This window comes from candidate division TA06 bacterium B3_TA06, assembly GCA_005223075.1.
Taxonomy (GTDB): Bacteria; Hydrothermota; Tepidihabitantia; order B3-TA06; family B3-TA06; genus B3-TA06.
In genome coordinates this window covers 134,122-145,660 of the sequence record NJBO01000002.1, presented here as the reverse complement: position 1 = coordinate 145,660, position 11,539 = coordinate 134,122, and the positions used below count along the sequence as shown (strand labels likewise).

Here is an 11,539-nt window from a genome sequence, read left to right as displayed (position 1 = left end):
AGTGGGCATGCTTACACTTGGGCGGATAGCCGAGCGCAAGGCGGTTGTTGGTGTGGTGGGGATGGGATACGTGGGGCTTCCTTTGGCGTTGACGTTCGCCGAGGAGGGTTTCCGCGTGATTGGCTATGACATAGACGAGGCCAAAGCCGAGGCGCTTAACGCAGGGAAGACCTACATAAAACACATCCCCTCGGCTAGAATCAAGGATGCGGTTAAGAAAGGTCTTCTTGAGGGAACTGCCGACTTCAGTCGCATCCCCGAGTCTGATACTTTGCTTGTCTGCGTCCCCACACCGCTTGACGATCACCTTCAGCCCGACCTCTCGTTCGTAACCGGTACTGCAGAACAGATCGGCCCCTATCTTAAAAAAGGGCAGCTTGTTGTACTTGAATCATCCTCGTTCCCCGGCACCACCGAGGAGATAATGCGGCCAGTATTGGAGGAGCGCTCCGGTCTTGTCGCCCACACCGATTTCTACCTCGCCTATTCTCCTGAGCGCGAAGACCCCAATAACCCTAAATACAACACCAAGAACATCCCCAAGGTGGTGGGTGCCAACTCCAAGCGGAGCCTTGGGCTGGCCAAGGCCATCTACGATGCGGTAATTGATCAAACGGTGCCGGTCTCCTCAGCCGAGGCGGCCGAGGCCACCAAGATATTCGAGAATGCGTTCCGCAGCGTTAACATCGCGCTCGTAAACGAGCTGAAGGTGATCCTCGACGCCATGGGGATAGACGTGTGGGAGGTTATCCGTGCCGCATCCACAAAACCGTTCGGGTTCATGCCGTTCTACCCCGGTCCTGGTCTGGGTGGTCACTGCATCCCAATCGATCCATTCTATCTCACCTACAAGGCGCAGGAGTTTGAGATGCCCACCCGGTTCATCGAGCTTGCCGGTGAGATCAACACATCCATGCCACGCTGGGTGGTAGGCAAGATAATGGAGGCGCTCAACGACCACAAGAAGGCGTTGAACGGCTCGGAGGTGCTTATTCTGGGCATGGCGTACAAGAAGAACGTTGACGATATGCGCGAGTCGCCAGCGTTGCGTCTCATTGAACTTCTTGAGGAGAAGGGTGCGGTGGTCGATTACCACGATCCCTATATCCCCAAGATTCCGCCTACACGTCGTTACAAGTTCGACAAGGAGAGCGTGCCTTTGAGCGCTGAGAATATCGCCAAATACGACGTCGTATTAATCGCCACCGACCACGACAGCCTGGACTACGCCAAGGTGGTTGCCCACGCGAAGCTTGTGATCGATACCCGCAACGCGACGGCCGACGTAAAGCAAGGCCGCGAGAAAATAGTCAAGGCATAATTTCACCCTTCCCCTACCCCCTACCATATGAGTGCACCAGGCACTCAAGGGGCACACTGTCCCATCAAGGGAGGGGGATTCCTTTGTGGATTCGACATCCCTCATAATTCCTCCCCATTGATGGGGGAGGATAAAGGTAGGGGTGACAATTGTCGGCCTGTGCTTATTTATGAACAGCCTGGAGAGGCTGTTCCACAAAGATCAGTAAGGGTACGGCACAGCGTGCCCCTACCTTTTGGGAGGGTTTATTGTTCGTCCCCCATCAAGGGAAGAATATTGAAATCGGTGAAATTCGTATGGGTCGACGTTCGCAGCCTTTGCCTGCGCGCTTCGCGTCAGGTTGACCTTCCTTTTAATCTTGGGATCTTTTGGAGTGCAATGACCGTGTCATTGCATAATTATAAACGCAACAACGCGGTTGTTGCACTCCACAAAATGAATGTCATCGCGAGCCGCCGAAGGCGACGTGGCGATCTGGATTTGCTCATTTTTAGCCAAAGGCTAAAAAGATCGCATGCAGGATATTTGAAGGTCGATCTAGAGATCAACCTTATAGTTTCCTCCCCATTGATGGGGGAGGATAAAGGTGGGGGTGACAATTGTCGGCCTGTGCTTATTTATGAACAGCCTGGAGAGGCTGTTCCACACCTTTATTATATTGACACCTCCAGGCAGACAAGTATCATTTATATATGAAGCTTCCATTCACCAAGGTGCACGGTGCAGGAAATGACTTTGTAGTCGTCAAGTATCCTGAACTGTCCGATGAAGAATTTGCCAAACTGGCACCAATCCTGTGCGATCGCCGCAAGGGCATAGGTGCTGACGGTCTGCTTCTGGTTCTCAGAGATCCTGAGCACGACTTCCGCATGGTCTACTTCAACGCAGACGGCTCCAGAGCCTCCTTCTGCGGGAACGGGGCCCGTGCGCTGGTGCTCTACATGTGGAAGGAAGGTATGGCACCTCGGAAGATGAGGTTCGTATCCGACGCGGGCGTTCACAAGGGACTGGTCGTTGACGGCAAACCGAGCGTCTCCCTGCCCGATCCCAAGGATATAAAACTCAACCTGACGTTGCATGAGTTCGACTTCCCGCTTCACTTCGTTGACGCCGGTGTTCCTCACGTCGTAGTTCTTGTCGAAAACCTTGCCTCTTTCGACGTAGATGGAGTCGGCCGTTCGATCCGCAATCATCCGAAATTCATACCTGCCGGAACAAACGCCGATTTCGTCCAGATCCATCCGGATAACTCAATCTCGGTGCGCACCTACGAGCGCGGGGTGGAGCGAGAGACCTTAGCATGCGGCACAGGCGCGGTGGCCGTGGCTACCATTCTGCACCGACTTAAAGGGATACAACCGCCAATAGGGCTCAACTTCCCCGGCGGAATGCTTCGCGTCAGCTTTGAGTCTAGCACGTCAACACCCACCAACGTGATGCTGGGCGGTGAGACGGCTGTGGTGTTCAAGGGCGAGATAGAATTGCCTTAAACTTCATCAGGTGGGTTGTGCCGAGAAAAAAGAAGACGGTTGAAAAGAAGGTTATAAAGCAGAAACCCAGGCATCCCCGGCCTCCAAAGAACATACGCTGGTCAGAGAAGAAAGAAGAAAAACCTTCCTACAAGCGCAAACGCAAGCAGGAGAAGGAGATCGATAAAGACCTGCTTTCTGAGTGACCTGACTTCCCGACAACAGATTTTCACTTGACGACGTCTGCCTTGCTCCTATAATCAATACGTTCAGTATGGGTGGGTTTGCCGAAAGGCAGTGAGATACCCACTTAAAATCCCGGCCTTAAGCCGGGATTTTAATACCCCACAAAAACGTTTCACGTTTTTGTGGGGACCCCAAATATTTGCTCCTTTTTGCGCAGAGCGCAAAAAGATCGCAGAATAGGAGGGTCAGGAAGCTGGCAGGTTTCACAAAACTTTAAGGGTGCATCTTTTGATTCTTAATGTAGATTTTCAGGAAATGCTTACTTTATGAGAAAGCGACAAAAAGAGAATGCAACAATGTGGTCGGTGCACTTTAAATTTTATCCCTGCGATCTTTTCTCCGCAGGAGAAAAGGAGCATATTCGGGGTCCCCGCACAGATGCGTAGCAGATGTGTGGGGTGTTTAAATGCTCCCTTTGCGCTACGCGCAAAGGATTGCAAGAACCAACATGTAAGCCAACCAAAGGTTGGCTTCTTATATTATTTTTCCCGGATTTAGAATTCCCGCAGGATCAAACGCTTGTTTCAGCCGTTTGTAAAGCTTGCGTTCCGCATCGCTGGTAACCAGTGGCATGAACTCCTTCTTCACCACCCCTATCCCATGCTCCCCGGAGAGGGTGCCGCCGAGTGAAACGACCAAATCAAAGAGCTCTGCTAACACTTGCTCTCGTTCGGTGTTCCACCTCTCCTCATCCAGCTTGCCGCGCAGGAGATTAACATGCACGTTGCCGTCACCCGCGTGTCCGAACGCCACCACCTCTACTTTTGTCCCGTTCCTGATCCCGTCCACCCCTTTCAATAAATCCTCAATCCTGGCCACCGGCACCACCACGTCCTCACGCTCCATCTGGGGTGAGAGATCGTGCAGCGCGTCATGCAGAGACCGTCTGGTCTTCCATAATCTCTGCTTCATATCCGAACCTTCGGCCACGAACACGTCCACCGCACCGTTTTCAAGGCAAATCTCGCCTACCTTTTCGTAGTCGCGCTCCACCGACTCGGCATCCTGGCCGTCAAGTCCGATCATTAGATAGGCACCTGCGCCAGGCACGGGCAGCTTGGAGTCAAGATACGCCTCCACTATCTCCAAGGCGCGCCGCTCCATGAACTCGATCACTGCCGGGATAATGCCGGTTCTGTGGATCTCGTTGATGGTGCGTGTAACCTGTTCAAAACTCTTGAACGGGACGAGGAGGTCGGTTCTTACTTTGGGAAGTGGCAGGAGTCTCAGCGTGATCTCGGTTACCACCCCCAGGGTACCCTCGGAGGCAATCATGAGACCAATCAGGTTGTACCCGGTAACGTTCTTGCGAAGCTTTCCGCCGAGTCGTAACACATCCCCTGTGGGTAGAACAACCTCAAGACCGGTAACGTAGTCCCTGGTCGTTCCGTATTTCACTGCCCTGGGCCCGCCCGCTCCCTCTATCACGTTGCCGCCTACAGAACAGCTTTCAAGCGACGCCGGATCGGGAGGGTAGAAAAGCCCTTCTGCCTCCACCGCCTTGTGCAGCTCTCCGGTTATTACCCCGGGCTGGACAACAACCATGCGGTTGGGAACATCTATCTCCAGTATCTTATTCATCCGTTCCAGGGTTAGAAGCACCCCGCCTTCGATCGGCAATGCCCCACCCGATACCCCGGTTCCCATGCCCCGCGGTGTCACCGGAATCTTGTTATCAGTGCAGTATTTGAGGAGTCGTGCAGCATCATCTGTCTCCTCGGCAAAAAGAACCGCCTCCGGCTTAGCCTCAAGGTTGCTGGTTTCGTCGCGTGAGTAGCGATCAAGGGTTTCTGGAAGCGTTGAAAACCTCTCTCCGAATAGCTCTTTTAACTCGTTTACCTGCCTTTCAGTCATCCCTTAATCCTAGTCGCGCCTTTCTGTGTGTCAAGCAATGTTTATGGAGTGCAACGACCGTGCCGCTTTACCCCACACACCGGCTTCGCCGTTGTGCGGGGACCCCGTGTGTCGTTGCAGCAGGTAGGGGCTACATCTTGGCATGGCGAAGGAACCAACAGTAAAACAACGGCAAAAACAGTTCCTCTGCGGCTGGTTCAACGAAGCCATTGTTTTTCGCAACTTCTCTTTCAGAAGCCGCCATGCCAAGATATATTAATTTTAGTCCAAAATTGATTCTTGTCAATTATAGTCTGTGCGCCAGGAGATCGTTACCAGGTGGTGAGGGGTATGTTGAAAAGGGCGGGGGATCTCCAATATACTTACGGCCAGAGGAGGTTTATGGCCGCGCCCACTACTATCACCGCGGCCAGCATGATGCCGATGGATTTCAATGCGTCCTTGCCGCCCAGCTCCCGGAACATGATAACGAAGAATATTATGAACGGGCCAACCTTAAGGTTGGCCCCTACGAACTTCGTCGAGGAAGTAACCTTTGGGGTTGATTGGCCTACCGGCAACCCTTACTTCGTAGTGCAGATGCGGGCCGGTGGAGCGTCCGGTATTACCCATAGCACCTATTGCTTCTCCACGCAGCACGCTTTGCCCTTCCTTGACGTAGAATTCGGAAAGATGTCCGTACAGGGTCTCAATCTCATTCCCGTGATCTATCTTTACGGTAAGACCGTACCCTGACAGGTAGCCGGTGAAGGAGACTACACCGTCGGCACTGGCCAGGATTGGAGTCCCCGGCTTGTTGGATATGTCAACTCCGGTGTGCATCTTGATGCAGTGGAGAAAGGGATCTATTCTGTAACCGAAACCGCTGGTCAGATGCCCTTCAGTAGGTGTAATTGAAGGGGTATGGTCAAGCATGTATTCGTCTTTGGTGAGCTTTTTTTCGATCTCGACAAAGCTTTCCTGCTGGTAGAGCGCCTTGCGAAGAAGCGCATCTATGGATTTCTTGATCTCTGCAACTCCATGGTAATGTGAACTACCCATCTCTCGCAGTTCGATCATCTCCGGAGTTTCTACTGCAGGACCACCGACACCAAGCTGGCGGATATCTTCAGGCCATATCTCCATATTCTTATACATGCGGAGTTGAATATCGTGGCTTTCCATAAGCGCCAGCAACTCTCCAAGGGAATCCGCATCCTCTTCAAGTTCCGTATACTTTCCCAGCAGCTCTTGATTCTTTTGTTCCAGTCGGATTAACTTACAGGAAACGATTTGATTTCCCACACAGCAGAAAATCGAGCGTCCACCAGTGCCAATGAAGGACACCATAATAAGACAGATGACCAACAATATCCACTTGGGAGCAATGAGACGAATTGGTTTCAACCTGATACGAAAGTCAACAAGTATTGTAACTCTTTGTCTCAGGAAGGTCATGACGCGCTTGAGCATGGGTAATTATACTTGCGATAAGTTAACGTGTCAATAAGACACACCTTACACCGGTTCTTAAATTCTTGCGACGCTGTAGGCCGCGTTGCTCCACCGTGATGTGAATACAAGCAGCATGTAGGTTGCTCCGAACGCGGCAAGCGTGATCAGGAAGGTTACGAGACCTTTGTTTTTCAAGTTGACCTCATTTTAAGTTTTCGGGTCGACCTGACACCCACCACCAAGCGGTGGTGCAGGCGAGGGTGTGCTGAGGTATATCCTAATTTGATTCCGCAGCTTCTTTCTCTTTCTTCAGCCGCTTCAGGATTGTGCCAAATCTAAAGACAGGATACGTTTTAGATGGGTCTTTAACCACTAGCCATGTATCACGGAATTGACCAGTGTAATTCAGACATTTCAAGGTCAGTATTTCAGCTTGTCGAAGCATGTATCGAATTGAACGCTTAGCATCTGAATTTATAAGATTAACTAGCTTATGAGGGCTATGTATGATTGCATTTCTCAAAACAATGAAAACCTTCAGAAGATCATTTTCGCAAGACATATCCTCACGAAGTAATAGTTCTTTGATTTTTTCCTGTAAATTCTTACCCTCTCTTAAGCTACTAGGTAGAAAAAAATCCGAACATGTGTAACTTTCATAGATCGTTGCCAGAAGAATAATATCCGTACTGAAGTGACTTATCGTCTTCAGGTTTATGTAGAAGTAAAATGCAAGCTCAAGTAAATCTCGTAGCTTCACATCAAGCGAAAAGTAATGAGGCAGAAGTTCCTGTAGCGCTTCTGCTAAAAAATGGGGGGTATCATCGTAATCGCACCATGTTAGTGTTTTGGTGTAGCTGACTCTGTTGAGAGGTTTTAAGATAAGAATCTCAGTCTCACCCTTAAAATGATAGGCCAAAGGAAGAATAGACTTCCCGGAAGCAAAAGAAACTAGGCGAAAAAATCTCTTTATAATTTCTAAGAAATCCTTTATCGAAGCTGGTGATGAGGATTCAAAGTTGCAAATAGAGGTAACCGCCGATCCGCCATTCAACATCAAGTGATTTAAAATCTTCTTATAGTTACGAAGCTGACGCATCTCGACTTCCAATCCTCCAAGCAAGGATGGATAAGATAGTTGACAGTGATCCAAACGACTCTTAGAGATGTTACCTTCTTGATAGGTAGTGCCTGCACACCCTCCGAATTCCACATTGGGAACCCAAGTCAAACAAGATTCATATTTCCCTTTATCCTCTCCCCACTCAAACTCAAAGAACCCACAAATCAACTTATAATTAGGAGACGGCAGATAACTCTTCTCCTCAGAGGATATATATATGGTTTTCACTACTATCGGTTCGCCTTTTAATTCTCCAACCAATTTCCATGTAAACGCAGATATACCATCCTGCTTTGTGCTTCTGATTTGGTTAATCTCGTTCTCTATGTCATCTATATTGGAGGATGGATCAACGGGAGATAAAACTATTCGCCCCCCAATGTTTCCTTTCAGTCGAACCACAAGTTCAAATTGGAATTCCTTACCATCTAAATAACTAGTTTCATCTTCCCCATACAACTTTCCCACCTCCTCCAGCTTGAACACACCCTCCTCAAGGCTTTTGTGGAAGCCAAAAGGGTCATCCATCACCAATTCAGTCATGGAACATTATAGAGCCGTCAGCCGCACGTGTCAAGCTATCTTTGTGGGTAGTTGGGCAACTGACACATACTAACCTAGGTTTTTGCTGCGTCATCCCGGCCAGAGGAAGTTTATGGCCGTACCTACAATGATCACGGCAATAAACATGATGCCTATAGATTTCAACGCGTCCTTTAGGCCCAGCTCACGGAACATGATAACGAAGGTCGCGATGCAGGGGAAGAACATGGATAAAACCACGCTTCCGATCACCAACTGCTTGATTGTCAGATTCAATGGTGCGAACATGCCGATAGCCACGTCTTTCCTTAATATCCCTACCAGCAAGGGCGCGATGGCCTCCTTGGGCAGGCCCCAGAGGAAACTCACCACAGGTGCTGCGGCTCTGGCTATGTAGCGGAACACGTTGAACTGATAGAGAAGGTTAACAACAACCACTGCTCCCAAAACAACCGGCAAGGCTTCCTTTAAAAAACCGGTGATGCGCATCCACAGCTTGGAGCCCAGAGCACGCCAGGAAGGTGCCCGGTAAGGGGGGATCTCAATGAGAAGCTCTGGCCGGAACCCTTTTGAGGTGAACCGCAGGATCACCCCGATCAGAATCCACACCACAAAAAGGATGCCGTAGATCAGGGCCACCGGCCATAACCCGCGCTCGCCCACAAGGCCGATAATCATCGCCTGAAGCGCCGCACACGGCACGGCTATGGATATCAACGTAGCTGTGATGAAGCGCTGCCGCTTTGTCTCCAGAATCCTTGTCGCCATCACCCCGGGCACGTTGCAGCCCAGACCCAGAAGCGTTGGTATTATTGCATACCCGTGCAGTCCAAGCCGGTGCATGATGTTATCCAAAAACACCGCCAGCCTGGGCAGATAACCTGTATCCTCCAATATCCCCAGTACGAAGTAGAAGCTTACGATGTAGGGGAGCACCGCTCCAAGAGGAATAAACAGACCGGAAGTCAATATCCCGAAGGACTGCATGAAGTCTATCTGGCCGCCGATGAGCTGGCCGATAAATAGATTGTGCAGAAAGCTTCCCTCACCCAATAACCCGGAAAGCTTCATCATCACAGGCTTCCACGCAACCTCGAACAGTTTCTCGGTGCCGAAGGGGAGCTCGACCCATGGATTTCCTACGATCCCAATCCCCCCTCCGATCAGGAACTCGCCGATAATCCGGATGAGGATGAAGGAGACGGCTAAAACCAGTATTGCAACCAATCCGCCCCAGACCGGATGTACGCTTGCCTCCTCAAACCACTGGCCGAAGGTGTGATGATGATGATGCAGAATTTGCACCTCATCCACAATCTCTCCTACTTTTGTCCACGCCTTCTTCTCCGGTATATGCTTATGCCCCCTTGTGTGGTTTCCGACAGGATGATGGGCAATGTGAGGATGGTGCCCTGGATGGCCGCCCTCCTCCCTCCCTATTTTCTTCAGATCTAGTGAAAGTGTAGCCAGGATCAATCTTTTCACTCCCTCGCCGGTACGGGCCACCGTCGGGATAACCGGTACACCCAGCCTCTTTGCCAGTCTGCTGACATCTATCTCGATTCCCTTGTGCCGCGCCTCGTCGCTCATGTTTAGAGCAACAACCATCGGTTTTCCCTGGGCGATAAGCTCAAGGGTGAGGGTGAGATGCCGCTCCAGGTGGGTCGCGTCTACTACGTTGATGATCCGCCTAGCTTCGTCAATGAGATCAACGGCCACCTTTGCCGCGTCGTCTAAAGGCTCAAGCGAGTAGGTGCCCGGAGCATCCACTACGTCATAAATATCGTTGGCAAACCGCATCCTGCCTGAGGTGTAGCCTACCGTGGTGCCTGGATAGTTGGAGGCGATGGTGCGGATGCCGGTCATGCGCGAGAACAAAACGCTCTTGCCAACGTTGGGCTGTCCCACAAGAAGAATGTCTGAGGCTACGTGCTTTCGCTTCCTGGTAGGTTTTGAGGAATCCTTGTTCGCCTTAGCCATCGTTACTCCTCACTATAATCCTGCGAGCCATACCCCGGCCAATCGCCACCTGCGCGCGGTTCACGAGGATGACTACCGGCCCGCCCAGCCCCACATGGGATAGCTTCTTCACATGCTGCCCTTCAGATAATCCCAGGGCCCTCAACCGCGCCTGCATACCCCGTCCGCCCCTTATCTCCACGATCTCAGCCTCTTCGTTTATGGAAAGATCGGTCAGTAATTTCTCACTCATTGTCAAGCGTCTTCCTGAGTTCACTCGTGAACTCCTCGGATTGCTTCATCTTTTGTTCCAGAAAATCCAGAAGCTTGGTTATCTTCTTAAGTGTCAGCTCGTCAAGATGATGCTCAATACCGCAAGCGGTGTCCTCTGCCAGGTCGTTGGGCAAGCTCAAGGTCTTGGCAAAGAAGCGGTAGAGGATCTTATGTCTTGAGTAGATGCATTCGGCTTGTCTGCGACCCTCGGCGGTGAGTTCAATGTACCCGTAAGACTCGTGTTCAACAAATCCGAGCCGAGCAAGTTCCTTTACCGCAGCATTTACGCTGGGGCTCTTTACACCGAGCTTTTCAGCCAGATGCTTGGTTCGAACGAACTTGTGCTCGGCAGAACACAAGAGTATCGCCTCAATATAGTCCTGCAGGCCTTCAGTCAAGGCTGTCATGTTAGACTCCTCTAAAAAAGTTAGCCTGGACTAATTATAGGTGAACCTGGATAGTTGTCAAGGGGTAAAAAAGGCCGATCCGAAGATCGGCCATACCTTGTTAACATGCTCCTTTTTACCCTAGAGGGTAAAAAGATCGCAGAGGAGATAATGAAAGCCAACCTAAAGGGTTGACTTTTCGATTTATTACTTCCGATCTTTTTGCCAGAGGCAAAAAGGAGCATTTTAATCGGGGTCCCCGCACGAGCGCGTAGCGATCGTGCGGGGTGCATAATCGGGGTCCCCACGCAGATACGACGTATCTGCGTGGGGTAAAAAATGGAGGCGAGCGGACTCGAACCGCCGACTTCCTGCTTGCAAAGCAGGTGCTCTCCCGGCTGAGCTACGCCCCCGGTTAGACTGAATTATAAATGGCTAGCTGTCGGTGTCAACAGTCACTAAACCACAGAGGAACAAGCTGTCGTTGCGAGGACTGCGACCGTAGAGAGCAGGACGTAGCACCGAAGGACGAACGCAGTGAGTAATCTCATATGTGGCTGTATCCGGGGATATACATCAATCCGTTGATCACCCACCTATCCGAAATGAGGGGGATTAAAAACCCTCTCTAATTGCTGTGCGTCAGATATATGAGATAGCTCCGTTACCGTCGCCCTTCGGTACTCCGCAAACGCCACCCTTACATTCCAGTCTCCTCCTCCTTGATGGAGGAGGTGGCCTCTGCGGAGCAGAGGTCGGAGGAGGTGAATCCCCTTCCCCTTACTCACCTTCCACCAGGGAAGGGGAAATCACTATTTCATCGGAATCTTTACCCAGTGCTTCTTAGCCACCTTCTTCGCTATCTCATAACCCGCATCAACATGCCGAGCCACGCCTATGCCTGGGTCGTTGGTCAGAACACGCTCGATGC

The 11,539-nt window shown here is 51.0% G+C and carries 9 protein-coding genes and 1 tRNA gene; 3 read left to right on the top strand and 7 right to left on the bottom strand.

The window, feature by feature from the left end:
• Nucleotides 1–7 precede the first annotated feature (7 nt).
• From CEE36_02145 to CEE36_02135, 3 genes are all read left to right on the top strand, one after another.
• Nucleotides 8–1,321 carry a UDP-N-acetyl-D-glucosamine dehydrogenase gene (locus CEE36_02145; GenBank protein ID TKJ43940.1) on the top strand — a complete coding sequence of 438 codons (1,314 nt, stop codon included), beginning with the start codon at nucleotides 8–10 and terminating at the stop codon, nucleotides 1,319–1,321.
• A 378-nt stretch (nucleotides 1,322–1,699) separates the two neighbouring features.
• Complete coding sequence (locus tag CEE36_02140; GenBank protein TKJ43939.1) at nucleotides 1,700–2,017, top strand: hypothetical protein; 318 nt, start codon at nucleotides 1,700–1,702, stop codon at nucleotides 2,015–2,017.
• Nucleotides 2,014–2,811: a diaminopimelate epimerase gene (locus CEE36_02135; GenBank protein TKJ43938.1), complete on the top strand. Its 798-nt coding sequence runs from the start codon at nucleotides 2,014–2,016 to the stop codon at nucleotides 2,809–2,811. The genes CEE36_02140 and CEE36_02135 overlap by 4 nt, the downstream gene beginning before the upstream one ends.
• A gap of 699 nt (nucleotides 2,812–3,510) precedes the next feature.
• Here the strand turns inward: CEE36_02135 and CEE36_02130 are convergent.
• The 7 genes from CEE36_02130 to CEE36_02100 all read right to left on the bottom strand — a co-directional run bounded on the left by CEE36_02130 (nucleotide 3,511) and on the right by CEE36_02100 (nucleotide 11,021).
• Nucleotides 3,511–4,890 (bottom strand): FAD-binding oxidoreductase, encoded by a 1,380-nt coding sequence (locus CEE36_02130; protein ID TKJ43937.1) that lies wholly within the window; start codon nucleotides 4,888–4,890, stop codon nucleotides 3,511–3,513.
• A 495-nt stretch (nucleotides 4,891–5,385) separates the two neighbouring features.
• Nucleotides 5,386–6,342: a peptidase M23 gene (locus CEE36_02125; protein TKJ43936.1), complete on the bottom strand. Its 957-nt coding sequence runs from the start codon at nucleotides 6,340–6,342 to the stop codon at nucleotides 5,386–5,388.
• 259 nt (nucleotides 6,343–6,601) lie between these two features.
• The gene (locus tag CEE36_02120) at nucleotides 6,602–7,990 is read right to left on the bottom strand and encodes a hypothetical protein (GenBank protein TKJ43935.1); all 1,389 of its coding nucleotides are present in this window, start codon (nucleotides 7,988–7,990) and stop codon (nucleotides 6,602–6,604) included.
• Between the two features lie 90 nt (nucleotides 7,991–8,080).
• Nucleotides 8,081–9,970, bottom strand: a complete 1,890-nt coding sequence (locus CEE36_02115) for a ferrous iron transporter B (GenBank protein TKJ43934.1) — start codon at nucleotides 9,968–9,970, stop codon at nucleotides 8,081–8,083.
• Entirely contained in the window at nucleotides 9,963–10,202 is a 240-nt protein-coding gene (locus CEE36_02110; GenBank protein TKJ43933.1) for a ferrous iron transport protein A, read from the bottom strand. Before CEE36_02110 ends, CEE36_02115 begins: the two co-directional genes overlap by 8 nt.
• A complete protein-coding gene (locus CEE36_02105; GenBank protein TKJ43932.1) occupies nucleotides 10,195–10,629 on the bottom strand; it encodes a hypothetical protein in 435 nt (144 codons plus the stop codon). Before CEE36_02105 ends, CEE36_02110 begins: the two co-directional genes overlap by 8 nt.
• Before the next feature lie 319 nt (nucleotides 10,630–10,948).
• Nucleotides 10,949–11,021 (bottom strand) — tRNA-Ala (locus CEE36_02100).
• Nucleotides 11,022–11,539 lie beyond the last annotated feature (518 nt).